This window comes from Amycolatopsis alkalitolerans (genome assembly GCF_006152065.1).
Taxonomy (GTDB): Bacteria; Actinomycetota; Actinomycetes; order Mycobacteriales; family Pseudonocardiaceae; genus Amycolatopsis_E; species Amycolatopsis_E alkalitolerans.
Window position 1 is genome coordinate 15869 of the sequence record NZ_VDFW01000008.1, and the last position, 25099, is coordinate 40967.

26 protein-coding genes are annotated in these 25099 nt (G+C 68.6%); 13 read left to right on the forward strand and 13 right to left on the reverse strand.

Annotated elements, in window-relative coordinates:
• Positions 1–163: 163 nt before the first annotated feature.
• The 3 genes from FG385_RS11625 to FG385_RS34350 all read right to left on the reverse strand — a co-directional run bounded on the left by FG385_RS11625 (position 164) and on the right by FG385_RS34350 (position 1091).
• Positions 164–319 (reverse strand): FitA-like ribbon-helix-helix domain-containing protein, encoded by a 156-nt coding sequence (locus tag FG385_RS11625; RefSeq protein ID WP_139096692.1) that lies wholly within the window; start codon positions 317–319, stop codon positions 164–166.
• Positions 320–397: 78 nt separating this feature from the next.
• On the reverse strand, positions 398–739 hold the full coding sequence (locus FG385_RS34345; RefSeq protein WP_200834410.1) for a hypothetical protein: 342 nt from the start codon (positions 737–739) through the stop codon (positions 398–400).
• Positions 740–917: 178 nt separating this feature from the next.
• The gene (locus FG385_RS34350) at positions 918–1091 is read right to left on the reverse strand and encodes a helix-turn-helix domain-containing protein (protein ID WP_200834411.1); all 174 of its coding nucleotides are present in this window, start codon (positions 1089–1091) and stop codon (positions 918–920) included.
• 105 nt (positions 1092–1196) lie between these two features.
• On the opposite strand from FG385_RS34350, the gene FG385_RS11635 reads away from it, so the two are divergent.
• Together FG385_RS11635 and FG385_RS11640 are read left to right on the forward strand one after the other, a co-directional pair.
• Positions 1197–4211, forward strand: coding sequence for a DEAD/DEAH box helicase (locus FG385_RS11635; RefSeq protein WP_139096693.1), 3015 nt, complete (start codon positions 1197–1199; stop codon positions 4209–4211).
• Positions 4204–5262 (forward strand): SWIM zinc finger family protein, encoded by a 1059-nt coding sequence (locus FG385_RS11640; protein WP_235022522.1) that lies wholly within the window; start codon positions 4204–4206, stop codon positions 5260–5262. The genes FG385_RS11635 and FG385_RS11640 overlap by 8 nt, the downstream gene beginning before the upstream one ends.
• Here the strand turns inward: FG385_RS11640 and FG385_RS34355 are convergent.
• The 3 genes from FG385_RS34355 to FG385_RS34795 are packed head-to-tail and all read right to left on the reverse strand — an operon-like array spanning position 5252 to position 6326.
• Positions 5252–5443, reverse strand: coding sequence for an SEC-C metal-binding domain-containing protein (locus FG385_RS34355; protein WP_200834412.1), 192 nt, complete (start codon positions 5441–5443; stop codon positions 5252–5254). The two genes, FG385_RS11640 and FG385_RS34355, sit on opposite strands and share 11 nt — an antisense overlap.
• The gene (locus FG385_RS11650; RefSeq protein WP_139096694.1) at positions 5444–5752 is read right to left on the reverse strand and encodes a hypothetical protein; all 309 of its coding nucleotides are present in this window, start codon (positions 5750–5752) and stop codon (positions 5444–5446) included.
• 49 nt (positions 5753–5801) lie between these two features.
• Positions 5802–6326 carry a tetratricopeptide repeat protein gene (locus tag FG385_RS34795; RefSeq protein ID WP_235022523.1) on the reverse strand — a complete coding sequence of 175 codons (525 nt, stop codon included), beginning with the start codon at positions 6324–6326 and terminating at the stop codon, positions 5802–5804.
• On the opposite strand from FG385_RS34795, the gene FG385_RS11660 reads away from it, so the two are divergent.
• From FG385_RS11660 to FG385_RS11680, 5 genes are all read left to right on the forward strand, one after another.
• Complete coding sequence (locus tag FG385_RS11660) at positions 6306–6728, forward strand: AAA family ATPase (RefSeq protein ID WP_235022524.1); 423 nt, start codon at positions 6306–6308, stop codon at positions 6726–6728. The two genes, FG385_RS34795 and FG385_RS11660, sit on opposite strands and share 21 nt — an antisense overlap.
• A 304-nt stretch (positions 6729–7032) precedes the next feature.
• Complete coding sequence (locus FG385_RS11665) at positions 7033–8415, forward strand: hypothetical protein (RefSeq protein ID WP_235022525.1); 1383 nt, start codon at positions 7033–7035, stop codon at positions 8413–8415.
• Between the two features lie 252 nt (positions 8416–8667).
• Positions 8668–9192, forward strand: a complete 525-nt coding sequence (locus tag FG385_RS11670; protein WP_139096697.1) for an MFS transporter — start codon at positions 8668–8670, stop codon at positions 9190–9192.
• Between the two features lie 49 nt (positions 9193–9241).
• The gene (locus FG385_RS11675; protein ID WP_139096698.1) at positions 9242–9808 is read left to right on the forward strand and encodes a cupin domain-containing protein; all 567 of its coding nucleotides are present in this window, start codon (positions 9242–9244) and stop codon (positions 9806–9808) included.
• Positions 9809–9885: 77 nt separating this feature from the next.
• A complete protein-coding gene (locus FG385_RS11680; RefSeq protein WP_160148771.1) occupies positions 9886–10203 on the forward strand; it encodes a helix-turn-helix domain-containing protein in 318 nt (105 codons plus the stop codon).
• Positions 10204–10257: 54 nt separating this feature from the next.
• Here FG385_RS11680 and FG385_RS11685 read toward each other — a convergent pair whose 3' ends face one another.
• Positions 10258–10584: a transcriptional regulator gene (locus FG385_RS11685; protein ID WP_139096700.1), complete on the reverse strand. Its 327-nt coding sequence runs from the start codon at positions 10582–10584 to the stop codon at positions 10258–10260.
• A gap of 164 nt (positions 10585–10748) precedes the next feature.
• Between FG385_RS11685 and FG385_RS11690 the strand changes: the two genes are divergently transcribed.
• From FG385_RS11690 to FG385_RS11705, 4 genes are all read left to right on the forward strand, one after another.
• Positions 10749–12317 (forward strand): DUF262 domain-containing protein, encoded by a 1569-nt coding sequence (locus FG385_RS11690; protein ID WP_139096701.1) that lies wholly within the window; start codon positions 10749–10751, stop codon positions 12315–12317.
• 260 nt (positions 12318–12577) lie between these two features.
• The gene (locus FG385_RS11695) at positions 12578–12979 is read left to right on the forward strand and encodes a hypothetical protein (protein WP_139096702.1); all 402 of its coding nucleotides are present in this window, start codon (positions 12578–12580) and stop codon (positions 12977–12979) included.
• 185 nt (positions 12980–13164) lie between these two features.
• A complete protein-coding gene (locus tag FG385_RS11700; protein ID WP_139096703.1) occupies positions 13165–14205 on the forward strand; it encodes an ABC transporter ATP-binding protein in 1041 nt (346 codons plus the stop codon).
• Between the two features lie 71 nt (positions 14206–14276).
• Positions 14277–15542 carry a thiolase family protein gene (locus FG385_RS11705; protein WP_139096704.1) on the forward strand — a complete coding sequence of 422 codons (1266 nt, stop codon included), beginning with the start codon at positions 14277–14279 and terminating at the stop codon, positions 15540–15542.
• Positions 15543–15594: 52 nt separating this feature from the next.
• Here the strand turns inward: FG385_RS11705 and FG385_RS11710 are convergent, their stop codons facing one another.
• Both FG385_RS11710 and FG385_RS11715 read right to left on the reverse strand, forming a co-directional pair.
• Positions 15595–16350: a hypothetical protein gene (locus FG385_RS11710; protein ID WP_139096705.1), complete on the reverse strand. Its 756-nt coding sequence runs from the start codon at positions 16348–16350 to the stop codon at positions 15595–15597.
• A gap of 26 nt (positions 16351–16376) precedes the next feature.
• Complete coding sequence (locus FG385_RS11715) at positions 16377–16580, reverse strand: hypothetical protein (RefSeq protein WP_139096706.1); 204 nt, start codon at positions 16578–16580, stop codon at positions 16377–16379.
• A gap of 81 nt (positions 16581–16661) precedes the next feature.
• On the opposite strand from FG385_RS11715, the gene FG385_RS11720 reads away from it, so the two are divergent.
• Positions 16662–17186 carry a 2'-5' RNA ligase family protein gene (locus tag FG385_RS11720; RefSeq protein WP_139096707.1) on the forward strand — a complete coding sequence of 175 codons (525 nt, stop codon included), beginning with the start codon at positions 16662–16664 and terminating at the stop codon, positions 17184–17186.
• A 186-nt stretch (positions 17187–17372) separates the two neighbouring features.
• On the opposite strand, the gene FG385_RS11725 is transcribed toward FG385_RS11720, so the two are convergent.
• Both FG385_RS11725 and FG385_RS11730 read right to left on the reverse strand, forming a co-directional pair.
• Complete coding sequence (locus FG385_RS11725) at positions 17373–18224, reverse strand: hypothetical protein (RefSeq protein WP_139096708.1); 852 nt, start codon at positions 18222–18224, stop codon at positions 17373–17375.
• Positions 18221–18586 (reverse strand): hypothetical protein, encoded by a 366-nt coding sequence (locus FG385_RS11730; RefSeq protein ID WP_139096709.1) that lies wholly within the window; start codon positions 18584–18586, stop codon positions 18221–18223. The genes FG385_RS11725 and FG385_RS11730 overlap by 4 nt, the downstream gene beginning before the upstream one ends.
• A 61-nt stretch (positions 18587–18647) precedes the next feature.
• On the opposite strand from FG385_RS11730, the gene FG385_RS11735 reads away from it, so the two are divergent.
• Positions 18648–21884: a CHAT domain-containing protein gene (locus FG385_RS11735; RefSeq protein ID WP_139096710.1), complete on the forward strand. Its 3237-nt coding sequence runs from the start codon at positions 18648–18650 to the stop codon at positions 21882–21884.
• A gap of 1 nt (position 21885) precedes the next feature.
• Here FG385_RS11735 and FG385_RS11740 read toward each other — a convergent pair whose 3' ends face one another.
• Together FG385_RS11740 and FG385_RS11745 are read right to left on the reverse strand one after the other, a co-directional pair.
• Complete coding sequence (locus FG385_RS11740) at positions 21886–22653, reverse strand: enoyl-CoA hydratase/isomerase family protein (RefSeq protein WP_139096711.1); 768 nt, start codon at positions 22651–22653, stop codon at positions 21886–21888.
• A 23-nt stretch (positions 22654–22676) separates the two neighbouring features.
• A complete protein-coding gene (locus FG385_RS11745; protein ID WP_139096712.1) occupies positions 22677–25001 on the reverse strand; it encodes a RelA/SpoT family protein in 2325 nt (774 codons plus the stop codon).
• Positions 25002–25099 lie beyond the last annotated feature (98 nt).

Genomic DNA, 25099 nt, shown 5'->3' on the forward strand with positions numbered 1-25099 from the left:
GGGCAGCAGGAGGGCCGAATCGCCGGCGACGGTGGTTCGGGCGGGCCCCACTACGGAACCCAACCGAGCCAAGTGGGTCGACACCACTCTGGTGGGCCTGTGCGCGGCACTGCGGAACACCGGGAGCTCGACAGCGTCGTGCTGGAGAAAACCGACGAGCTGTTCACAGGGGAGGCGCCTGGACGGGCACCGGCTCAGCAGCAGCCAACTCCAGGATGTCGAGCAACTCCTGCTGCATTGATCGCCCATGCCGGGCCGCGCGCTCCCGCAGCGCCGAGAGCGTCGCCTCCGGCACATGACGAATGTGGATCGCTGCCATGCGGACGATTGGTACTGCTAACGCCGTCACCGGCGCGACGCATGTGGCGGCCCGGGGGATTCAGGCACTGACCACTATTCACGGCAGGAGGAGGCCGGAACCGTCCGCGACGATGTAGTCGAACTCCCGTCCGACCGCGCGTTGCAGCTTCTTCACCACCTGTGCCGGGTTGTCATGAGGGCCAGAAGTGTAGAAGGGCTTGCCGTCCCGGCCGAAGGTGATCGCGGACGGTCCCTCCCAAGCACCGAGGTGAGCCGCGACATCGCCGAAATCACGGTGCGGCTCGAAGTCGAGCCCGCGGGCGTACTCGACGGCGCCGAACACGAGGTGCCGCGCGAGTTCGATCGGGGCGTTCTGGCATCCGCTCCCGTAGGCGCGGAAGAACTCGGACCGGAAGCGCCGCAGCCCGACCTCGTCCATGATGCGTTCTTGACGCCCAGGCAGTAGACGTCGGCGAGATACCCGCGCACCGAGAGCTTGTCCCAGCGGTGCCGGCGGGCGACCAGGACGCTTACCAGCCCTTCGCTGGACGGGTCCTGCCCGTGGTCCGCCCAGCCGCGCGCCGGATCGACCCCCAGCCCCGCGCTCCACCCGGCATTCACCCAGCAGCCCTCCAGGTCCGCCTCGCTGGAGCCGTCGCGCTCCGCGGCGACGGTCCGCACCAGCGGGTCACCTTCGAGGGCGGCACGCCGAGCGCGCGGGCGATCTCCTTCGGCGTCTTCCCTTCGCCGCGCCGGCGGCGTACCTGGTCCAGCAGTTCCTGGTTGCTCATGGGCGGCGATGCTACCGGGGCCGCCCGGCGTGGCGGTGCCTGCGGTTCCGACGCGGGCGGCTACTCTCGGGCCCGTTCACGTCCCCGATTGAGGGAGCCAGACGCATGCTGGTCCTGCACGGGTTCTGGGCGCCCGCCGCCGGATTGTGCCTGTGGGCCGAGGATTCCGAACGCACGGTGAAGAGCTCCAGCCAGGCACTGCGCGCGGCGCGGGCGCATCCGTTCGCCGCGCCCGCCGGCACGCTCACCGGGCTCCACGCAGGCAAGGCGGACGAAGCGGTCCTGCAGCTGCCGTCGTTGCGCAGCGCACCGCTGGACTCGCCGGAGCTGGTGCGGATCACGCCCCGCCCGCCAGCCCAGTCGAAACCCGGGTTACTGCCGTGGACGGTGCCCGTTGTCACCCTGGATGCATCTTCGGCGCTGCCGGCACTGGCCGAGCGCATAGAGGACATCCGTTATGGCGCATCGGTGGACTACCTCGGCGAGGTCGCCGCGTTCGCCGGTGACCTGGTCGCGCGCGGCCGGGTGCTGCCGGTGCTGGAACGCGATCAGATCGGCCCGGTCGCCGGATGGCGGCCGGTGCTGCAAGGACGTGACGTGGTCGCCGTGCACGCGCTGGTCACCGCCATGCCCCCGGTCTGCCGGGCGGTACCAGGCCACCAGGACCCACACGAACTGGTCACCTCTGCGCTGCACGCGCTGGTCGACGCGGCCGCACGCCAAGCGCTGCCCACCGGCCTCGACCTCATGCCGCCGCGGCGCGGGCGCCGCCCCAAGCGCCTGCCCGCAGCCGAGGCCTGGCTCACCGCACTGTCCACACCGGACGGACGGTTCGACGCCGACGATACGGAAGTCAACGCGCTCGCCGAGATGCTGGCACCGTGGGCCGAGGTCGGCACCGGGCAGACCGGGCCGGCCCACGCCACCTTCCGGCTGACCGAAGTCGCCGGCACGGACGAGCCCGCCTGGCGGTTGGAGTTCCTCCTGCAGTCGGTCGAGGACCCGAGCCTGCTGGTCCCCGCCGAGCAGGCCTGGGACGACGACGGCAGCCTGAGCCGCTGGATCGCGCGCCCGCAGGAACTATTGCTGGCCGAGCTGGGCCGCGCCAGCCGGAGCTACCCCGAGCTGGCGCCGGCCCTGCGGCAGGCCCGGCCGTGCGCGCTGGATCTTGATGCCGAGGGTGCTTACCACTTCCTGTCGGTCGCGGCACCGGCGCTCGACGAGGCCGGCTTCGGGGTCATGCTGCCCTCATGGTGGGACCAGAGCCGACAGCTCGGTCTCACGCTCGCCGCGCAGACTCCGGTCGACGGGGTAGTCCAGAAGAAGAGCAAATTCGGCCGCGACCAGCTGGTGCGGTTCCACTGGCAACTCGCCGTCGGGGACGACACGCTCACCGACGAGGAGATCGCGGCCCTCGCCGAGGCCAAGGCCCCGCTGGTGCGGCTGCGCGGCCAGTGGGTCGCGGTCGATCCCGACCAGCTCAAGCGTGGCCTGGAGTTCCTCAAGCGCAAGCCAAAGGGACGCAAGAGCGTCGCCGAGATCCTCGCGCTGGCCGCCAGCCATCCCGACGACCTGGACACGCCCCTGCCGCTGACCGGTGTGCACGCCGACGGCTGGCTCGGTGAGCTTCTCAACGGCACCGCGGCGCAGACGCAGCGGCCGGTGACGACTCCTGACGATTTTCAAGCACAGCTGCGGCCCTATCAGGAACGCGGCCTGTCCTGGCTGTCGTTCCTGTCCTCGCTCGGGCTCGGCGCCTGCCTCGCCGACGACATGGGCCTGGGCAAGACCGTCCAGCTACTCGCTCTGGAAGCCGTGCAGCGGGCCGGCAATCCCGATGTGGGACCCACGCTGCTGGTGTGCCCGATGTCGCTGGTAGGCAACTGGCAGCGTGAGGCCGCGAAGTTCGCCCCCAAACTGCGGGTCTACGCCCACCACGGCCGCGAACGGCTGCACGACGAGCTTCTTCAGGAACGACTCACCGAGACCGACCTGCTCGTCACCACCTACGCCACCGCGATCCGCGACGCCGAAGAGCTCACCGGCGTCGCGTGGCACCGCGTCGTGCTCGATGAGGCACAAGCGATCAAGAACAGCCTGTCGAAGTCCTCGAAAGCGGTGCGCCAGCTCAACGCCGGGCACCGGGTCGCGCTGACCGGGACCCCGGTGGAGAACCGGCTGGCCGAAATGTGGTCCATCATGGACTTCCTCAACCCCGGAATGCTCGGCACCTCCGAGCTGTTCCGCACGCGCTACGCGATCCCCGTCGAGCGCTACGGTCAGACCGAGCCCGCGAAACGGCTGCGCACCGTCACCCGTCCCTATGTCCTGCGGCGGCTCAAGACCGATCCCACCATCATCGACGACCTGCCGGAGAAGATCGAGATCAAGCAGTACTGCCAGCTCACCACCGAGCAGGCTTCGCTGTATCAGTCCGTTGTGGACAACATGATGGACAAGATCGAGAACTCCGACGGCATCAAGCGGCGCGGCAATGTGCTCGCCGCCATGGCGAAACTCAAGCAGGTGTGCAACCACCCCGCCCAGCTGCTGCATGACCGGTCGGGGATCGGGCGGCGCTCTGGCAAGGTGATCCGGCTGGAGGAAATCCTCGACGAGCTTCTCGCCGAGGGCGACAAGGTGCTGTGCTTCACCCAGTTCACCGAGTTCGCCGAGATGCTGCTGCCGCACCTGTCCGCCCGGTTCGGCGCCGACGTGGCCTACCTGCACGGCGGCGTGCCGAAAAAGCGGCGCGACGAGATGGTCGCCCGGTTCCAGTCCGACGGCGGCCCACCGATCTTCCTGCTGTCCCTCAAGGCCGGCGGCACCGGGCTGAACCTCACCGCCGCCAACCAGGTGATCCACCTCGACCGGTGGTGGAACCCGGCAGTGGAGAACCAGGCCACCGACCGGGCCTTCCGGATCGGCCAGAAACGCGCCGTGCAGGTCCGCAAGTTCATCTGCACCGGCACCCTCGAAGAGAAGATCGACGACATGATCGAGGAGAAGAAAGCACTGGCGGACCTCGTGGTCACCGACGGCGAAGGCTGGCTGACCGAACTGTCCACACGCGACCTGCGGGACCTGTTCACGCTGTCGGAAGGAGCCGTCGGTGAGTAACGACTGGTATCCGTATCCGCCCTCCCGCCCGCGCACGGTCGAGGGCGGGCTCAAGGCGCGCAGCGCTCGCGGCGCGATGGGGCAGAGCTGGTGGTCCGGGCGCTTCGTCGCGGTCCTTGAGGACATCGGCATGGGCAACCGCCTTCAGCGCGGCCGCTCCTACGCCCGCAAAGGCCAGGTCATCTCCCTCGACGTGGACGCGGGATCCGTTGTCGCGCGTGTGCAGGGCAGCAGGGCGCGGCCCTATCGCGTGCGTATCGGCATCACCGCCTACGGCAAGCTCGAATGGGCCAAACTCGAACGCGCGCTCGCCGACAACGCCTGGTACGCCGCGAGACTCCTCGCGGGCGAGATGCCCGAGGACATCGAGGACCTGTTCACCGGCCTCGGGCTGCCGCTGTTTCCCGCGTCGGCGGGCGAGCTGTCCATGGACTGCTCGTGCCCCGACGGCGAAGTGCCGTGCAAGCACATCGCGGCCGCCTTCTACTTGCTGGCCGAAGCGTTCGACGAGGACCCCTTCACCATCCTCGCCTGGCGCGGGCGCGACCGCGAGGACCTGCTGGCCAACCTGCAAGCCGCCCGCACGAGTGGCCGGCCCGCCGCCGACCGCGTCGAGCACGTCGGCCCGGCCCTGGACGAGTGTCTCGACACCTTCTTCGCCCGGCAAGCCGGCATCCCCAGGACCAGCCCAGCACGCACCGGCAGCACGGGGATGCTGGAGCAGCTACCGCCGATCGACGCGGCGGTGCGCGGCAGTTCGCTGATTCAGCTGCTGCGACCGGCGTATGAGGCGTTCGGCGAAAGCAGCCCGATAGTCTTCCCCACGGCCGCGGCCAGGCACGACCTGGCTGCCCTGCTCGAAGGCCATCACACGGAGATCCTCGCCATGCTCGATGGCTACGGTGCCGTCAACCCTCGTGCCGGCGAGGACGCCGTGCTGCTGGTTGACCTCACCTACGCCGAGGACGACCCCGAAGAGGTCGAGCTGGATATCGCCGAGGAGCTGTATGACGCCGTGGGCCTCGAAGTCACCGTCGTGATCACAGACTGACCGCGAAACCCGGGGCGCCGCAACACTTCTTGTACTTGCGCTCCGAACCGCACCAGCACGGCTCGTTCCGGCCCGGCGGCCACGGGATACCGTCCCCCGCGATACCGGCGAGGATCGCCAACCGTTCGAAGGTCTCCACGCTGTCCGGCTCGGCGCCAGTGAGTTCCGAGTGGGCAAACACCTACTCGACAGTGAGCGGAACCACGGTGAGTTCCCGGCTGCCTTCAGCCGCACGCAACGCACTCTCGACGGTGCGCCGGTGAAGCAGATGCGGATCATCGACAGCGCTCAAGTCGGCACAGGCCTGCGGGAACCGCACCATCGCATGGTCGATCTCGGAGCGCGGCCAGTAGGCCAAGGCCAGCACCGCCGTGCGACGCCCCACCTGTCGCAGGATCGCGAGGTCGTCTTCGAGCCGGAAGGTCTCCTTCTCCAGCTCGGCGAGGTGTTCGCGGGTCCAGAGCTGATCGGCACGCTTTCCGGGAGTCACCCACTCGTAGTGCTCGAACCAGATCCGATCCCATTCGTCCAGGGTCAGGTCACTGAACTTGCGCCCGCGCCTCCAGTGACTCGGCCAGGCTCGGGTCGGTGGCCAGCTGCTCGCTGTCCCGGATCACGCCACCCGACCGGCGAGTGGCCCCGGCAGTGAGCCACCGGTCCGCCTCGCGCAGATCGTCCTGGTCCACCAGCAGGTCGCCGACGTCCGGATACACCCGCGGATCGGCCGGGTGCTCCGTCCACAATGCACCGAGCACCTCACGCGCACGGTCCGCTTGCCCGTCGTCGAACAGGAACCTCGCGTAGTTCACCCGGGGATCCCCGTCGTCCACCGGCCCGCCGTCCGAAATCGCCATCTCGAACAATCGCTCGGCGCGAGAGGCCTCACCGGAGCGCGCCCACTGCTTGGCGGCCAAGGTGAGCAGCTGAGCCCGGTCCTGCGGCATCTGCCCGGCCAGCTCCCCGATGATCCAGCGCAGGCCGCGCCGTTCCGGGCCGATCCGAGCACCGCGCTCGATGCGGCACGGCGCAGCAATTCCGGCCTCGTGCTCCTCGACGAATGGCAAGAGGTTCCCGAAGTACTGGCCGCGGCGAAGCGGGCTGTGGATCGAGGTGCCGAAGCCGGTAGCTTCATCCTCACCGGCAGCGGGCGAGCCGCCCTGACCTCGGCTTCGTGGCCCGGCACCGGGCGTTTGATCACGATGGACATGCATCCCCTGACGGTCCTGGAACAGCGCGCGTCGAACGCACCGCACAGCGACATCATCGCCAGGGTCATGTCCAATCAGGTCTCCGACCTCGCGCTCCCTCCCGAGCTGCCGAATCTCGTCGAATATCTCGACCTCGCGATGATCGGCGGATACCCGCCTGTGGTCCGGCTTCCCGCCCGGTCCCGCAGGTTGTGGTTGAAGGTCTTCCGATTCGCGCAGCAGAACTCGGCCGCTTCACGCCACGCCGTGCGCCGCTGATGGCGCGCCCTCCCCCAGTGCATCGCCTCGTCTGGAGTCCATCGCGACGGAACCCGGACCTGATCGCGGCGTTGCGGGCAGGTCGACCAGCGCCTGGCCGGCGGGCACCGGGAGGCCGTGGCGGCACTGCGGTTGGCTGCTGAGCATCTAGTCGAAGCCGCGCGAAAGGATCTCGGCGTGCCAGCGCGATGACGATCGGCGTGCGCGGATGCGCCAAAAGCGTGCGCGAAACGTACAGCAGGGGGGCCAGCCGAGGAGCTAGCGTCGGACTCCCGACCAGGCGAAAAAGGGAGCCACAGCGATCATGGAAGTCGACCGCAACCAGCCGATCTCTCAGGTTATCCGAGCCGCCAGACGCGAATGCAAGCTGAGCCAGTACACGCTGGCTAGTGAGCTCGCGACCATTTCCGGTCGGCCCACCATCACGCGCGATCTCGTGGCCCGCTGGGAGCGCGGCCACCAGATTCCCCGTGCTGGCACGCGCCAGTGGTTGTCCGTCGTTCTTCAGGTTCCCCGCGAGCAGCTCGACATCGCGGCGGCTGCGGCGCGCCGGCGCAGCCGCCTCGGTCACGCCGTCGTGACCGAAAACGCGCCAGCGCAGCCAGGGCACGCGCGCCGCGCACAGGGCACCCCGCCGCTGCTGCCGATGTTCCGCTCGCGGGTGCAGGGCGGCATCCTCGCCGCCACCCTCCTCAACCCGGACCGATCGTTCAGCCTCACCGAGCTCGCCGAGCACGCCGGAGCCTCGCTCGCGTCCGTCGACAAAGAGAACAAACTGCTCGAGCGGGCGGGACTGCTGACCAGCCGGCGCGAAGGCACCATCCGGCTCATGCGCGCGGCGGACCAGCACGGTGCCTTGATCGGACCGCTCACCGAGCTCATGCGGCTGACCTACGGCGTTCCGCAGATCGTCGGTGAGGAGTTCGGCAGCGTCCCTGGGGTGGCGCGGATCGCGCTCGGGGGTATCTGGGCAGACCGTTTCGCCGGTATCCCTGGCCCGGAACCCGACGGTATCGAGCTCCTCATCGCGACACCGCCGGGAAAGACCCCCGATGAACACGCGCTCAGCGTCGCGGCACAACGCGCCGAACAGCGCCTGAAGCGGCCCCTGACCTTCACCACTGTGCCCCTCGACCCCGATCTGGACACGTTGCAGATCCCGCACCAGCGGCCCGGGCACCCGGTCGTCGAGGTCGCCGCGATCCGGCCCCGCAGCGTGCCCCGGCCCTCCGATGTGGAGCTCGACGGCCGCGACACGATCCACCATCTGATCCATGCCGGGCAACTGGAGATGATCGGCGGACCCGGCGCGAACGGCCGGCCGTTCCTGGACCTTGCGGCCAAGCACATCGCTTCCGCAGAACGGATCGGCGAGAACGCACCCGATTCCACGTTCATCCTGCTGTCGCAGGCAGCACAGCTGATCGGATCCTCCCTGCTGGCTCAGCAAGGGCTGCGAGCCTCGATGAACGCGGCCGAGCATGTCGTCGGGACCGCCGTGACCGCCCAATTCGGCCACCAGTTTTCGCAAATCGAACTCCTGCGCCGACGCAGCAGGGAACTCGACGTACCGACCAGCCGCGACAGCCACGTCACACCCGCGGAAGTGAGTACCTACCTGCGCACCGTTCGAACACTTCTCGCCACCGCGACCCACCTCGCCGAAAAGATCGGCCTCTTCAGCTGACAAGTCGGACGGCCGCCGGCGGAATTCATGGTCTCCGGCGGCCAGGCCCGGCATCCGTACCGTCGGGACATGATGGTCTTCTCGTGGTCGCCGCTCATCGCACCCGGCCAGCGGCGACGCTGATGGCGTCACAGAATCGCGATAGGCCTGCTCGCCTTCGCCATGTTCGGCGTATGGATCTTCCTGACCTACCAGCTCCAAACCGTGATGGGATAGGGCCCCCTGCACGCCGGCCTGGCGTTCGTTGCGCTGATGGCGGGAAATCTGGCCGGCCGCGGCCGTCTCTCCGATCGCCTGGTCCGGTGGACGAGCCCCGCGCAACTGTTCGTCATCAGGCTCCTGCTCTCCGCAAGCGGCCTGGTCCTGCTGACCCAGCTCACCCCCGACACCTCCTACTGGGGTGTGATCCTGCCTGCGGAGTTGCTGCTCGGGTTCGGGGCCGGTCTCGCGATACCGACGGTGCTGAACGCCGCGGTCGCCGGAGTAACGGCTGAAGACGCCGGGGTGGCGTCGGCATTGTTCCAGACGTCGAACATGATGGCCGCTTCGCTCGGCACCGCTGCCTTGAGCACCGTCGCGGTGGCGGTCACGGCTGGCACCGCGGATGCGAAGGCCATCGCGCACGGCTACTCGATCGCGGCCGCGTGCGCGGCCGGTGTGCTGCTCACCGGAGCCTTGTTCCTCGCACTGTTCCTACGCGGCAGCAGGTATGTCGAATACTCAAACTGGGGTGGACAGCCACGGGCGGATGCCCGATTGTTGAAACCGGAGGTGTAACGGGTCACACGATAATTGATGGTGACTCCAACAGTGACCGCCGGAAATCATGTCCAGACTCCCGCTCGAGCAATTTGAGGTATTTCATACCGACAATCTCGATTTGGCGCGCGAAACAGTAGGAAAGGTCCTGTGCCCGCACAAGCTGAGTCTCGTCGGGCGCGACGGTGCACTCGACGCTCACCTGCATTCGCGAAGATTGCACAACATCGGGCTGACCTACGCCGCATATGGCGGCGAGCCGGGGAATTTCTACGTCGTCGAGGTAGCGCTGGCCGGTAAGGGGGTTATCCGTTCCGGAAACCGGCAAACCCAGTTGATGCCAGGACGAGCCGCGGCCGTGGGCCCGGCCGAGCCCCTCACGCAACGGCTGTCGGCATCTTTCGGGCACCTGGTCCTGCGCATCGAGCGAACCGCACTGGAAGTTCAGCTGAGCAATCTCCCGGGCACTCCGCTGGCGCGCCCGCTCGACTTCCGGCTGGGCATGGACCTGGTCGCCGGATACGCGCGACGCTGGTACGACCTCGCCAGGTACTGGGTGGCTGACGTCGACCGGCGCGGCAGCATGCTGAACCATCACTCTCTCCTGATGGAATCCGTCGACGCGAACTCGTGACCGGCCTGCTGCTCACCCAGCCCAACAACTACACCGCTCAACTCTAGGGCATCGCACCCGCGGCTCCGTCGCGCGCGGTGGACACCGCTGTCGAACTGATCGAAGGACGCCCGGAGTCCGCGCACGATCTGGCCAGCCTGGCCCGCGCGACCCATGTCAGCGCGCGCTCGCTGCAGAAGGCGTACCGGCGCGAACTGGACACCTCGGTCGTCGAGTATGTCCGTGGCGCACGGCTTCAACACGCCCGCCGCGAACTCCTTTCGGCGCAGCCGGATACCGCTACCGTCGCCGCCGTCGCATACCGCTGGGGCTTCGCGCACCCCGGCCGGTTCTCAATCTGGTACCGCCAGCGGTTCGGCGAATCACCGTCGCAGACGTTGCGCCGGCCCGGCTAACACGTATTCCGCTACCGAGTTCGCCACATTTCGCTGTTCACCGCCGAAATAAGCTCAGGTGCGCACGACGAGCGCGTCGACCTTTTCCAGCAGCGCCCGCAAGGACTTCAGGTGCGCGAGCAACCGCGCCTGACCCTCCTCGGTGATCCGCACCCAGCTGTGCTGATGCTCGTCGCGGCGCAGATGGACGTAGCCTTCCTCGCGCAGGCGCCCCAGCCGCCGAAGCAGGTCGGCCTTCTCCAACCCGACCGCGTCAGCGACCTCCTCAACGCGCCGTGACGCGGGCCGGACAAGTGCTGCGGCGATCAGGAGCCTGGCCGGATCAGTCAGCAGGCGATCGAGCTGCGGCAGGTCCTTCACCTGGGGCGATGTCGTGGTCAACTCGGTCCTCCGCGCCAGCTCGGTGGTTGATACTCTTGAGAGCTTAAATAAGCTATCGCACGCCATCGTAACGCGCAGCGACCGGGTGATGGACTCGCCAGTGAAATCGTGATTTCATTAGTACATCTGGTGATGTGAACGTGGATCACCAAGGGAGGTGCGCGATGACCGACAAACCGGATCGGATCAAGGTGCGAGAGCTGATCTCGCGGGTCCAGCGGGGCCAGTTCGACGTGCTGGAGTTCCAGCGGATCTTCAATCGCGACCAGGCCTGGGTGCGCGACCTCGTCGACTCCCTCGTGCACGGTATCCCGCTGGGCGCCCTGCTGCTGTGGGAACCCAGCGCCGACGCTCCGCCGCCGCAGGGCCGTTACCAGAACACATCCGACGCTCAGTGGTGGATTGTCGACGGACAGCAGCGAGTGACCGCGATACTGGCCTCCCTCGGGGTCAGGCCACCCTGGTTCCCGGATGGCCGGTGGGTCTCGTGTGGCGGCGACAAGCTGAGGGTGCTCGTGGGACCGGACTCTGACGGGCACGCGGTGATCACCGATCGCCGGCATCGGAACTCGAGTGTGCCCCTGGCGCGACTCGCGTTCGCGGGCAATCACGACTTCCTGGCCATCCTCAAGGAAGCCGGGTTCCCCAGCGAGGGCGACTTCATGCTGGAGGTCAGGGACCTGCGGCAGCGGGTCCTGGATTCCGAGCTGCTGCTGGAGTGGATGCCCGGCGAGCTCGAGAACGCGTTCCTGGCCTTCAAACGCCGCAACTCGCGCTCAACCCAGCTCGCGCTCAGGCCCGACGAGCTGGAACTCGCGGTACTCGCCAGCCGCTTCGGGCCGCTGCTACGCGACTATATCGACCCCGCGCTCACCGACGCCGAGGCGCACAATCTCGGCAAGGCGTTCACCCGGCGAAGGATGAATAACGCGGTCCAGCGAATGCTGCCCGCAGGCCAGCGCAAGCTGCGCGCGGCGCATATCGACGGCGACGTGGTGCGGGAGGCCGCCGAGCGGCTCCGACACACGTCTTCACTGACCGTCCGGTACCTGCACGAGCATGGTCTCGTTCACGACGAGCTCCTGGCCAGCCCAGCCGTCGTCGACGTACTGCTGGCACTGTTCGACCGCGCGGAAGAGGCCGCCGGCGACCTGTTCGCGGTGTGCTGGCTGGCGCACGTGGCGGCCGGGAACCTCTTCTACGGCCGCCCCGGCATCCAGCGCAAGACGGTGGACGCCATCCTGCGTGCGGACTCCTATGAGGATCTCAAGGCGAGTATCGCGGCCGAAGTCCCGGCGGGGCCGCCGCCGTCCGTGAGCCCGAAGGATCTCGTGACGCGCACGCGGAGGTCCAACTTCGGGACCTACGGATGTCTCTTTGCGCTCGCCAGCGCGACCGGAACCACACGTGACCCGGCCGCACCGGAAGTCCGCTACCCTGACCCCGGCCTGCGGCTGCGGCCACTGTGCCGGAAACCGGTCGGCGGGCTGCTGGCCCACTATGCCTTCATGACCGAGCACACCGCGGAGATCGTCGCCGACAACGGTGGCTGGACCCGCGACACCTACGAGAAACTGCGCCTGGACGAGAAAGCGCTGACCGCGCACTGCCTGCCCGTGCCGCCCGAAGGGCTGGGCGCCAAGGAGGTCGGCGTCTGGTTGCGCGAGGAGCGCACTCCGCTGCTCGCGCGCCGGATCAACGCCTTCTTGGCAGATATTGGGCCGCTGCGATAGTTGGGGCGTCGACGGTCTCGCGTCAGTGCTACTCCCCCGAACCGGCCGGCGTCCGGCGGCGCCGGCCGGTTCGTCATATGTTCCAGCTTCGCCGCGCACCAGCAGGCGGTAGCCGAGATCTGCGCGATGTCCGGGGCCAAACGGGCCACGGCCGCACGTTCACCTTGAAGCTCGTTGACGCTGCTCACACCCAGACCGTAGTATCTCATTGAATGAATTTTATTTTTCATTTTTGAACGATCCCCTGAGTTAGGAGGATCATGCAACCTGCGGCCTACCGTGAGCATTTCGGCTGGATGGTGGACGACCGCGAGAACCCTCCGCGCCTGCTGCTCGGCCACAACATGGTCGCGCTCACGATGCCCCGGACCAGGGGCGTCGCCGTGCTGGAATACCTGTGCCGCCAAGACATCCGCAGCCCGGTGCTCGAGCCAGACCTCGGCAGCTGGGCGTTCCTCGCCGATTCGAACGGGCTCGTACTCACCCCCGGCGATCTACCCGAGGACGTGAAGCTGCTCGGCTGCGGTGCCATGCTCCCGGTGCCGCTGACCACGGCGAACCCCGCGGTGCGCTGGGTTGTCGCCCCCGACGTGCGGCAGCGATGGCTACCCAGCCTGGCCGCGCTCATGGCGGCCGTGCGCACGATGGCCCGGTTCCGTTGATGGCGCGTCGCGATGCGGCAGGTCGCGGTGGCGTTACAGCGCACATTCCGACGGCAACGCAGGTTGTAGAACGGGTAATCACATGTCACCATCTGAAATGACGATTGCAGTTTCGGACATGCCTCCGCGTCAGACTACGCCAGCGCCAGCTGGCCGACGCCCGGCGACAAGGGAGTCGCGATCGGATGAGTACTTCACCCGAGCACCCGCTGCTGAATATCAGGAACCTGAACGTCGAGTTCGACAGCGGACGCCCAGGCGCACCTCTGCGCGCGGTCGACGGCGTTGACCTTCACGTCTCGGAAGGCGAGACGGTCGGCTTGGTCGGCGAGTCGGGCTCCGGCAAGACCACGATCGGCCGCGCCGTGCTGGGCCTGACCGAACCGACCGCAGGCTCCGTCTCGTTCGACGGCGACGACATCACCCGCGCGGGTTGGAAAAAACGGCGCGCCCTCTCCAAGCACCTCCAGGTCGTCTTCCAGGACCCCTACAGCTCGCTGAACCCGGCCAGGACCATCGGCCAGACGATGTCGGAGACCCTGCGCGTACACAACAAATGCTCCCGTTACGAGACCCGCGAGCGAGTGATCGTCCAACTCGAGAAGGTGGGTCTCGACCGGTCCGCGCTCGGGTGCTATCCGGCCCATTTCTCGGGCGGTCAGCGGCAGCGCGTCGCCATCGCCCGGGCGCTGATCGCGGAGCCCCGGCTCGTCATCTGCGACGAACCGGTCAGCGCACTCGACCTGTCGGTCCAGGCGCAGGTGCTCAACCTGTTCCGGACACTGCAAAAGGACCACGGGCTGAGCTACCTGTTCATCGCGCACGACCTCGCGGTCGTACGTTTCCTGTCCCACCGCATCGTCGTCCTCTACCGGGGTCAGATCATGGAACAGGGCCCCGCAGAGGCCGTCTACCAGGAACCGCTACACCCCTATACTCAGGCGCTGCTGGCCGCGGCTCCCGTCCCGGAGCCCAAAGAGCAGAAGAAACGCCGCGAGGAGCGCATCAAGCACACCACCGCGCCCTCCTCCACCGGCGCCAGCCCGACCGGCTGCCCGTTCGCGACCCGCTGCCCGCACGTGGAAGAGCGGTGCCGGACCGAACGGCCACCGCTGGGACCCGCACCGGGCAACACGCTCGTCGCCTGCCACCGCTGGAAGGAGATCAACGATGCCAATAGGCGGCAGGCGCGTGAGTTGATCGGGTCCAAACCCCGCGTCGCATAGCGTCCCTTCGCACGTATGGACCCACCCCACGGCAAAGACGGCTTATCTACGACAGGCATGGAGACTCAAGCGTGAAACGACCGGACGAACGGGTATATGTGATCGGTATCGGGGCGACTCCAGTCGGCCGGCATGTAGACCTTTCCTTTACCGACCTGGTACAGGAAGCGTATACGGCCGCGGTCACCGACGCGCGACTGGCCGACCCCGACCGGATCGAGGCGACCTGGTTCGCCAATGTGATGATGGACTTCTGGGGTCAGCGGTCGATGCGCGGCCACGCGGTCATGCTCCCGCTGATCGAAGAAAAGCACTTCCCCGATGGCCAGCGGATCACCAACGTGGAAGGGGCGTGTGCCAGCGGATCGGTCGCTTTCCACGGCGCGTGGTCCGCCGTCAAGCGAGGCGCCGATCTGACGTTGGCTGTCGGCGTGGAAAAGATGAACGACGCCGAGCGCCCGGGCTCCGAGATCCTGCAGTGGATGGAAGGGGTCGGCAACCAGCTGTATCCGGACGCCTACTACCGACCCTTGCGAGAACTGGCCGCGGAATTCGGCCTCGACTTCGCGCTCGACGCGAACCGGTCGTTCGCGATGGACTACTACGCCTTGCTGGCCCTGTCCCACATGCGCGACTACGGAACAACGGCCGAACATATCGCCGCCGCGGCGGCCAAGAACCATACGAACGCGGTCGGCAACCCGCGGGCACAATACCGGTTCCCGATGACGGTCGAAGAGGTTCTCGCCGACCGCACCGTAGTAGCTCCGCTGACGAGGGCGATGTGCGCACCGCGCGGTGACGGCGCCGCCGCGGCGTTGGTGTGCTCAGAAGGCTATCTCAAACAACAACCGTCCGAAGTGCAGGACCGGGCGCTCCTCGTCCGAGGGCACAGCATCGCCGGCGGCAAGCTCGGCGGTACCTGGGAAAGTGACCGATCAACGGTACGTTGCGCGGAGCAGACGTTCCGCATGGCGGGCCTCACCCCGCAGGCTCTCGACCTGGTTGAGGTTCATGACGCGACCGCGTTCGCCGAGATGCACCTCGTCGAGGACCTCGGCCTCTGTCCACGTGGACAGGGCGGCCCGTTCACCGAATCAGGGGCCACCGCACGTGACGGTCAGATTCCGGTCAATGCCTCAGGAGGTCTCGTTTCTCGCGGGCATCCCATCGGCGCGACCGGCATCATCATGCTGAACGAGATCGCGGCGCAACTTCGCGGTGAAGCAGGCGAATGCCAGGTCCCCGACGCGCGCATCGCCATGGCCGAGAACGGCGGCGGCGTCCACGGGCTCGACACCGCCCTCTGCTCCACCACTATCCTGCAACGGGCCTGAACCGGCTGGCCGTGCGCCCACCCGTATAGCAGCGTGGACGTTCTTTCGATGATTACTCCTCCTGCGGGCTCGCTTCTTGCTCTTCCTGCTCCTCCGGCTCGGCGACCTCGCCGGCCGCCTCTTCCGGGGCGCGACGGCGTCGTAAGCCGCGCATTTGGTGTTGGAAATCGACGGCATCCCGGCCCAGGTGCGCGGCCGCGCCGCGCATGCGGGCCGTCGCTGTCGTCGCCGCATCGCGGTAGGACGGGCGGTTCCCCGCGGTCTCGTGCGCGTGCGCCACGAGACCGGGCAGCACGCTGTCGAGCCGCTCGAGCAGGGTGCCGATGGCGGTGTGGCACTCGGCCGCCATGTCGCTCGTCGCGTGGTCGTCGGCGATCCGCGCCGCTTCCCCGAGAGCGCGGTAGGTGGCCCGCGCGAACGCGGCGGCGGCGCACTGGGTGCGCGCCGATTCGATCAGGTTGGGTTCGATCCGTTCGCGCCGCAGCAGGCTCAGCCCGCCGGTCATCGCGGCGAGGGAGATATGCAGCGTGTCGTCGGCCAGGTACCGCAACGCCGCCGCGGTCGTGGACAGTGGGCGCGGCTCCCGGCGATGCTCCGCGAGGACCGCGTCGAGATCGTTGAGGCGCTGCCGCGAATGCTCCGCCTCCTCCGACAACAGCCTCGCGTAGTCACCTTCCGCGGCGACCGGTTTCGCCGTGACGAGGAAGCCCGCCAGCGCGTGTTCGGCATCCCGCGCGCGCTGCAGGAATTCGATCAGCATCTGGAGCTTTTCGCGTCCCGCTGCGGGCTCCATTTCCGTTACCGTCATGACCGTTCACTCCTCCGGCTGGGAGTTCAGAAAGGGCGTTTCCTCCTGATGAGGACCTCGACCGGATACCCGTCGAGGACGGCGGGTATCCGCGCACGTTGTGGCCGTCCGGTGATGAACACCCGGATGAGTGGCATTTCCGCGTTTTCGTGCTCGGTCACGGCGACGACCTCGGGTATCGCCATGAGTTCGTCCTCATGCCGTAACCGGACCTGGTGCACGGTCAGCATTTCGGCCGCCTCGGCCTCGACTCGGGGCTCTTAACGTTAGTTCGCGGTGACAGCCCGGGCAAGGTGCCTTACGGTCCTCGTATGGCCCTTGCGGTGTGCCTGCTGTTCGACGGGCCGGCGGATCGCGCCTTGCGCGGGCTCTGGGACCGGATCGAGGAGCAGGGCGTACCGACCCTGCGTTCCCATACGCACGGCATGCATCACCCGCACCTGTCGCTGGCGGTGCTGCTGGACTGGGACGTGGACAAGGTGCGGGCCGCCGTCGAGGCACTCCCTGACCGCGGCCCGTTCGAGATCCATTTCGAGGCTGTCGGCGTGTTCCCGCGCGGCAGGGTTTCACTGATTCCCGCCGGTCCGGACGATCTGGTCGCGCGGCAGCAGGCGGTGGTCGAGGCTGTCCGGGGCACGGGAGCGCTGATGCACAAGCACTACGAGATCGGCCGCTGGCTACCGCATTGTTCACTAGCGCCGAGGGCGTCGCTGCGTGAACTTCCGGCCGTGGCCGCGCTGGCCTACGAGATCTTCCCGCTGACCGCGCGCATCACCAGGGCCGCGCTGATCAACAGTTCGACCGGGGAACAGTGGGCGCTGGCCACCCTGCCGTAGCCGCCGGCCGCGGGCGGCGGAGCCCAGCAACAGCAGGAGCGCGAGCGACCCCAGGAACCAATGCCCCTCCGCAACCCCGACCGCGCACAGCGCCAGCCACAGAACAACCGTCACAACGCCTCGTTCGTAAGCTCCCCGACTGCAAACCATAGCGACAACGGTCGCGAAAACTATAGCACCGGTTGATCACATGCCCTTACGGAATCGTTCGGTGAGCTGTTCACCCCATTGGGGCCGAGCCGGGAGGACGCCGGTCTCGCCGGTGAACTTGCCGAGAAAGTCACCGACGTGCACGTCGACGGCGGCCTCGACGAGGTCGGCGTAGACCTCCGCGGCCGCCCTGCAGCGGCGCCACGCCACCAGCCAGACCACTACCCCGGCGACCGCGGCGGGCCACCAGACGATGCCGAGCAGCAGATACAGCACCGCCCATCCGCCGAGTGCGGTCGCGTCGTCGAACCGGCGGCGGCTTTCGGTGAGGGGCTGCCGCGAGCTTTCGGGAAGCAGCAACCACAGCCGGGACCAGGTGAAGGGCAGGTCGAGGCCGTAATCGTCGCGGATCCGGATCGCCGGTGCCGCCAGCCGGTCCCCGATCCAGGTCGGGCTGCGCGGTTCGATCATCGCGATGCGGTTTCTCCGCGCGATCGACTCCGCGAGGTCGCCGCCCGCCTCACGACACCGCTCGTCGGCGGCGGTCCAGGCGTCGCGGCGGCGGTCGGTGAGCGCCCGCCGCAGGAAGCCGGACGGCCAGCGTCCGGACAGCACGTGCTCGACCGGGGTGCCGAGCGCATGAGCGACCAGACCGGCCGCGAACGAGCCCAGCAACAGCACGATCAGCAACACCGCCGTCGCGAAGACGCCGTTCTGCCGGGGCAGCCGGTCGGCGAAGCGTGTCAGCGCGCCGACGTCGGCCCAGTGCCGTTGCCGCAAGGTGAAAGCGACGGTCGCGACGGCGACGAACACGAGGCCGGGCAGCACGAGCACCGCCGCCCACCGTTCGGCCAGCTTCTTGCCGAACTCGGCCAGGAGGCCCGTCACGGTGAGCCGTCGGGGAGGAAGGTGAGCGCTTGTTCATGGATGTCGCACCGCGGCACGGCGTGACCGGCGCCGCGCGTTTCGATCCGGCCGCAGATTCCGTTCGGGCAGGCGTACCGGCCGGTGACCGGCCGCGACGGGCCGGGCACCGGTGTCGGCAGGCTCCCCCGGGGCGGGCCGAGGGCGTCGTCGTCGACGAAATCGAGCCGGGCAAGGAACTCCGCGACAGGTTCACCGCGCCGGGCGGCGAGCACCGCCTGCTCGAGTACGGCGCGGCGGGCCGTCGACGCGGGCCCGCGCACCAGGCGCCGTAGTTCCGGCAGCGCCGCGCAGAACCGGGCCAGTTCGTCGGCCTCAGCACCCACGGTCTCCCCCAGATCTCTCGAAAACGATCGCGCGCATTGTAGACGGCGGTACCTTCGAGCGGTGCGTGACGAGTTGCTGGCCGCCGTGCGCCGGCGCATCGAAGCGGTGGACCGTAGCGGCGATCCGGCCGGAATCCTGACCGACGAGGCGCTCGCGGAGGCAGACCGGTTGCTCGGTTTCCTTGCCGCGACACCGGATTTGGACAGCGAAATCGCGCATACGGCCGGGCTGTTCCACCTGCTTCGGGCGGCCGCCCGCGGCGAGGAAGCCGACGAGACCATGGCATCGGTCCTGTTGGTGCCCGTCTATCTCACGGCTCCGGCATCGCTGCCGGACCAGGTGCGGTCCGCCATCGCGGAGATGACCGCGCAGAGTTCACCCGAGGAACTCGTCGCGGAGGCGCGGAACAACCTCGCGATGCTGTTGCTGCAACGGCGCGTCCGGCTCGGTGAGGATCACGGTCTCGCGCCCGCGGAGAACCTGCTGCGGATGGCCGTCGAAGCGCTGCCGCCCGAGAACCCGTCGCGCGCGTTGGCGTTGTGCAATCTCGGTTACGCGCGCCTGCTCTCCGATCCCGAGGATGTCGGCGAGATCATCGCCCTGTTCCGGGCAGCCTTGCCCCAGATGCCGGACGGCGACCCGAACCGCGCCCGCTGCGCCAACGGCCTCGCGCTGGCTCTCCGCGCCAAGGGTGGGATCCCGCTGCTGATCGAAGCCATCGGCCTGTTCCGTACCGCCGTGAATTCCACCACGGACGACGACGAGAACCTGCCGAACATGCTGGCCTGCCTGGCCGAGTCGCTGCTCGCCTGGTGGACCCAGGTGCCCGACGCGGATCAGGCGGCGCCCGACGAGGCGATCGCCGCGCTCGAACGGGCGCTGGTCGCGACCCCGCCGGGCAGCGAGGAGTTCGCGCAGCGGTCGGCCCTGCTCGAACAGGTGCACCTGGCGCGCGCGACCCGGGACGCCCGCGCCCGCGAGAACCGCCCGGAAGCCCAGGCGCTGTCCGAGAACTTCACCAAGATCTTCGAGTCGTTCGTGGGGCCTTCCGGCGAGGACGATCCGGTCGGTCGTTTCATCCGCATGTTCGGCCTGACGGGTTCCTCGCAGCTGGACGAGTTCAACCAGGTGCTGCAGCGCTACCCGCGGGACGCGACCATGGCGGACGTCCAGCGCAAGGCACTGGACGTCTGGTCGCGGCGGTTCGAGGACCTCGACCCGGATCAGGTGCCCAGTGCGCTGGCCGCCGCGATGACCGGTGGCACCGCTCCGCTGCGGCACCAGGTCGACCTGTCCAGCCTGGCCGAGATCGCCGCACTACACGAACAACTGCTGCGGGAACTCCCCGGCGACCACCCGGACCGGGTCATGGTCCAGCTGTCGCACAGCCACCTGTCGATGGTCCGGCTGTCCGCCGAACTCGAACCGACCGAGCAGTCCATGGACCGGGCGACCGCGCAGCTTGCCACGGTCCTCAGCGAGCTGCCCAAAGCCTTCGAGGCCTTGTCCCGCAAGCCTGGCGTGCCGGACCTCAACGCCGGCTCGATCGAGCAGATGGTTTCGCTCGGGCACGCGCTCACGTCCCCGTTCGAGTCGCTGGCTGTCATCGACCGCGAAATCAAGCGCTACCGCCGGCGGCTGGGCGAGCTGCCCGAACACGATCCGGAGTACCTGCGGACCTGCACGTATCTCACGCACACGCTGTTCGCGCGGTGCCGGCTCACGGGCGAGGACGACGTGTTCGCCGAGGCGGTGGCGCTGACCCGCCAGGTCGTCGCGGCCACCTCCCCGCCCGAGCCCAAGCTGGTCAGCGACTGGGGCAAGACCGCGGCCGAACGCTTGTACCGCGCGAGCTTCGGCGGTCCGGCCCGGTCCAGCGGTGTCGCGGCGCTGGCCGCACGCGCCGCCGCGGACTCGGTCGCGGGCGGCGATCCGGCGGGTGCGCTCGAGAGCCTGGACGACGGCCGGGCGATCCTGCTGCACGAGGCGCTGCGCACCCGCGACCAGCTCGACGAGCTGCGCCGGGCCGACCCCGCGCTGGCCGAACGGCTCGCCGCGGTACGGGCGGAAATCCGCGCGGGCATGAACCCCGGGATGGAACCCCGGCCGGCCGGCATCGAACGGTTCCGTGCTCAGGCGGCGGAATGGGAGAAGCTGACCGGGCGAGCCAAGGCACTGCCCGGGTTCGATCGGTTCCTGGGACACGCGACGCAGGGCATCCGCGAACTGGCACCAGCCGCGGCGGACGGGCCGGTCGTGGCGGTGAACGTCGAAGCAAGCCGCTGTGACGCGCTGGTGTTGCGGAACGGCCGGGTGCGCGGGGTGCCGCTACCGGACCTGCGCGCCGCCGAACTCGCCGAGCAGACCGAGGCGTTCCAGGATGCGGTCACCGTCCTGTCCGGACAGTCCCCTGTGGACGGTATGGTGGCCGGATCGGCGCGCCGCACCGTGCTTGACACCCTGGGCTGGTTGTGGGACGTGCTCGCGGAACCGGTGCTGACGGACTTGGGCATGGGCGAGCACGAACCCGGCAGCCCGTGGCCGCGCCTGTGGTGGTCGCCCACCGGGCCGCTCGCCTTCCTGCCGCTGCACGCGGCCGGCCACCACGACAAGCCGGGCGCGTCGGTGCTGGACCGTGTGGTCTCCTCCTACACGCCCACCGTGCGTGCGCTGCTGCACAGCCGCGCACGCCCCGCCGCGCCGAAACGGACGACGATGGCCGTGGCCGTGCCGGAAACACCAGGCCACGCCGCGCTGCCGGAAACCGTGCGGGAGGCCACCGCGTTAGCCGTCGCCTTTCCCGGCCCGCCGCCGCTGTCCGGTGAGGCCGCCACGCGCCAGGCCGTATGCGATGCGTTGCCTGGCGCGGCGATCGCGCATTTCGCCTGTCACGCCAGCAGCGACCCCGACGACGCCACGGCGAGCCACTTGCTCCTGCACGACGGGCCGCTGACCGTGACCGAAATCAGCCGGCTGCGGCTGGACCACGCCGAACTGGCCTACCTGTCGGCGTGTGCGACGGCGCGCGGCAGCACCGTGCTGGCGGACGAGGCGGTCCATATCGCCTCCGCCTTCCAGCTCGCGGGGTACGCGCAGGCGATCGGCACGCTCTGGGAAGTCCGGGACTCGACGGCCGCGCGGATCGCTGAGGATTTCCACCGTGAACTGGCCGCGACGATCGACGATCCGGTGCGGCCGGCGGGGGCGCTCGCGCTGCATACGGCGGTGCGCCGGTTACGCGGCGAGCCGGACTCGCGGCCCTGGGAGTGGGCGGCGTACGTGCACGCGGGCGCGTGAATCAGCGGTAGGTGAAGGACGGCGGGCGGCGTTCCAGGAAGGCTGCTACACCCTCGGCGTAGTCCTCGCCGTGCACGGCCGCCGACCGGATGGTGTCTACTTCGGAGTCGCTGTTCGTCTGCCCGGCGAGGATCTTCTCGATGATGCGGTTCATGCCGCGGATCGAGGCCTGCGAACGTGAGCACAGGGTCGCCACGAACGAGGAGACCTCGTCCTCCAGCGCGCCGAACACGTCGTTGACCAGCCCGATTTCGCGCGCCCGCGCGGCGTCGATCAGCTGGCCGGACAGCAGGAAATACCGCGCGTGCGCGGGGCCGATCAGAGAGACCAGCTGCTTCGTGGACAGGAAGTCATAGACGATGCCGAGTTTCGCGGGCGTGATCCCGAACCGCGCATCTGGTGCGGCGAACCGGAAATCACACGCGACGGAGAGCTGGCAGCCCCCGCCGATGCAGGTGCCGCGGATCATCGCGACGCTGGGCTTCCGCATCCCCGACAGCGCCGTCACCGCACCCTCGACGGCCTTGTCGTAGGTCGCCGCCCCGTCCCCGGTCGAACGCAGCGTGCGGAACTCACCGATGTCCGCGCCGGCCGAGAAGTCGCCGCCCGCGCCGGTGATCAGCAGGACCTTCAGGTCCGGATCGGACTCGACCCGCGCCACGACGTCCGGGATGCCCGACCACATCTCGTGGCTGATCGCGTTCTTCTTCTCGGGCCTGGCGAAGACCAGCGTGGCGACCTCGCCGTCGCGCGTGAACTCCAGCGTCATGCCATGACAGTAGGCGAAAGAGATCAGGACGCCGACGTGACGCGGTACACGTCGTAGACGCCTTCGACCCCGCGCACGACCTTGAGCACGTGCCCGAGGTGCTTCGGGTCGCCCATCTCGAACGCGAACCGGCTCACCGCGACCCGGTCCCGCGAGGTGGTGACGGAGGCGGACAGGATGTTGACCTTCTCGTCGGCCAGCACCTTCGTCACGTCCGAGAGCAGGCGATGCCGGTCGAGCGCCTCGACCTGGATCGACACCAGGAAAACCGAGTTCTCCGAGGGCGCCCATTCGACCTCGACGAGCCGCTCCGGCTGCGTGCGCAGATCGTCGGCGTTGGTGCAGTCCGTGCGGTGCACGCTCACCCCGCCGCCCCGCGTGACGAACCCGAGGATCTCGTCGCCCGGCACCGGGGTGCAGCAGCGGGCCAGCTTCGCCCACACGTCGCTGGCGCCCTTGACCACGACACCGACGTCGTTCAAGCCGCGCCGCCGGTGCACGGTCGAGGGGGTGGAGCGAGCGGCCAGTTCCTCCTCGGCCTCCTCGACCCCGCCGATCAGCGCGACCAGCCGCTGCACGACGTGCTTGGCGCTCGTGTGGTTCTCCCCCACCGCGGCGTAGAGCGAGCTGATGTCCGGATGGTGCAGCTCCGCGGCGAGCGCGCCCATGGATTCGGCGTTGACCAGGCGCTGCATGGGCAGCCCGACCTTGCGGATCTCCTTGGTGATCGCGTCCTTGCCCGCCTCGATCGCCTCGTCGCGGCGTTCCTTGGCGAACCACTGGCGGATCTTCGCGCGCGCCTTGGGCGAACGGGCGAAGGTCAGCCAGTCCCGGCTCGGGCCGGCGTTCTCGGCCTTCGAGGTGAAGATCTCGACGACGTCGCCGTTCTCGAGCTTGCGTTCGAGCGCGACGAGCCGGCCGTTGACGCGGGCGCCGATGCAGCGGTGCCCGACCTCGGTGTGCACGGCGTAGGCGAAGTCCACCGGCGTACCGCCGACGGGCAGCGTGACCACGTCGCCCTTGGGCGTGAAGACGAAGATCTCGCGGGCAGCGAGCTCGTAGCGCAGCGAGTCGAGGAACTCCCCCGGGTCCGCGGCCTCACGCTGCCAGTCGAGCAGCTGGCGCATCCACGCCATCTCGTCGATGTCGACCGAGTTGGCGGCCGGAGTGCTGTGCGTGCCCCGTGTTTCCTTGTACCGCCAGTGCGCGGCGATGCCGTACTCGGCGGTGTGGTGCATCTCGTAGGTGCGGATCTGCACCTCGAGCGGCTTGCCGTCGGGCCCGATCACCGTGGTGTGCAGCGACTGGTAGACGCCGAACCGCGGCTGGGCGACGTAGTCCTTGAACCGGCCCGGCATCGGCTGCCACAGCGCGTGCACGACGCCCATCGCGGCGTAGCAGTCCCGCACGTCCTCGACGAGGATCCGCACGCCGACCAGGTCGTGGATGTCGTCGAGATCGCGGCCGCGGACGATCATCTTCTGGTGGATCGAGTAGTAGTGCTTGGGCCTGCCCTCGACCTTCGCGGTGATCCGCGAGTTGCCGAGGCTCGTGGTCAGCTCGTCGATCACCTTGTGCAGGTAGATGTCACGTGACGGGGCGCGGTCGGCGACCAGGCGCACGATCTCGTCGTACTTCTTGGGCTGCAGGATCGCGAACGCGAGATCCTCCAGCTCCCATTTGACCGTGGCCATGCCGAGCCGGTGCGCGAGCGGGGCGAGGACCTCCAGGGTCTCCTTCGCCTTGCGGGCCTGCTTCTCCGGCGGCAGGAACCGCATCGTGCGCATGTTGTGCAGCCGGTCGGCGAGTTTGATGACCAGCACGCGGGGGTCGCGGGCCATCGCGATGACCATCTTGCGGATGGTCTCGGCCTCCGCGGCGGTGCCGAGTTTGACCTTGTCGAGCTTGGTGACCCCGTCGACGAGCTGGGCGACCTTGTCGCCGAAGTCCTCGGCCAGCTGCTCCAGCGAGTAGCCGGTGTCCTCCACGGTGTCGTGCAGCAGCGCGGCCACCAGCGTGACGGTGTCCATCCCCAGCTCGGCGAGGATCGTGGCGACCGCGAGGGGATGCGTGATGTACGGGTCGCCGGACTTGCGCCGCTGATCGCGGTGCAGCTCCTCGGCGACATCGTAGGCACGCTGGAGCAGGCTCAGGTCGGCGTTCGGGTGCAGCTCGCGGTGGATCGCGGCCAGTGGCTCGAGCACCTGCTTGACCGAGGCGGCGCGCTGGGCGGTGATCCGCCGCGCGAGCCGGGCCCGGACACGCCGGGTGGCCGACGGTGCCCGCGTCGCCCCCTGATGCGTCAACGCACTGTCGGCGGGCGTCGCGGAATCGAGCTCCTGACTCACCCCCACCTCCTGCTCCTCGCGATGACTCTCTGGAACATCAAGCGTAACGCGCGTGGGCCGGATGGGGTGACACCGGCGGCGGGTGGCGGGTGGCGGGC

Excerpts from the sequence above, each read along its gene's own strand:
- FG385_RS11625 (WP_139096692.1), bottom strand. The coding sequence starts at position 319 with ATGGCAGCGATCCACATTCGTCATGTGCCGGAGGCGACGCTCTCGGCG.
- FG385_RS34345 (WP_200834410.1), bottom strand. The coding sequence starts at position 739 with ATGGACGAGGTCGGGCTGCGGCGCTTCCGGTCCGAGTTCTTCCGCGCC.
- FG385_RS34350 (WP_200834411.1), bottom strand. The coding sequence starts at position 1,091 with ATGAGCAACCAGGAACTGCTGGACCAGGTACGCCGCCGGCGCGGCGAA.
- FG385_RS11635 (WP_139096693.1), top strand. The coding sequence starts at position 1,197 with ATGCTGGTCCTGCACGGGTTCTGGGCGCCCGCCGCCGGATTGTGCCTG.
- FG385_RS11665 (WP_235022525.1), top strand. The coding sequence starts at position 7,033 with ATGGAAGTCGACCGCAACCAGCCGATCTCTCAGGTTATCCGAGCCGCC.
- FG385_RS11670 (WP_139096697.1), top strand. The coding sequence starts at position 8,668 with ATGGCGGGAAATCTGGCCGGCCGCGGCCGTCTCTCCGATCGCCTGGTC.
- FG385_RS11675 (WP_139096698.1), top strand. The coding sequence starts at position 9,242 with ATGTCCAGACTCCCGCTCGAGCAATTTGAGGTATTTCATACCGACAAT.
- FG385_RS11690 (WP_139096701.1), top strand. The coding sequence starts at position 10,749 with ATGACCGACAAACCGGATCGGATCAAGGTGCGAGAGCTGATCTCGCGG.
- FG385_RS11695 (WP_139096702.1), top strand. The coding sequence starts at position 12,578 with ATGCAACCTGCGGCCTACCGTGAGCATTTCGGCTGGATGGTGGACGAC.
- FG385_RS11700 (WP_139096703.1), top strand. The coding sequence starts at position 13,165 with ATGAGTACTTCACCCGAGCACCCGCTGCTGAATATCAGGAACCTGAAC.
- FG385_RS11710 (WP_139096705.1), bottom strand. The coding sequence starts at position 16,350 with ATGACGGTAACGGAAATGGAGCCCGCAGCGGGACGCGAAAAGCTCCAG.
- FG385_RS11715 (WP_139096706.1), bottom strand. The coding sequence starts at position 16,580 with ATGCTGACCGTGCACCAGGTCCGGTTACGGCATGAGGACGAACTCATG.
- FG385_RS11720 (WP_139096707.1), top strand. The coding sequence starts at position 16,662 with ATGGCCCTTGCGGTGTGCCTGCTGTTCGACGGGCCGGCGGATCGCGCC.
- FG385_RS11740 (WP_139096711.1), bottom strand. The coding sequence starts at position 22,653 with ATGACGCTGGAGTTCACGCGCGACGGCGAGGTCGCCACGCTGGTCTTC.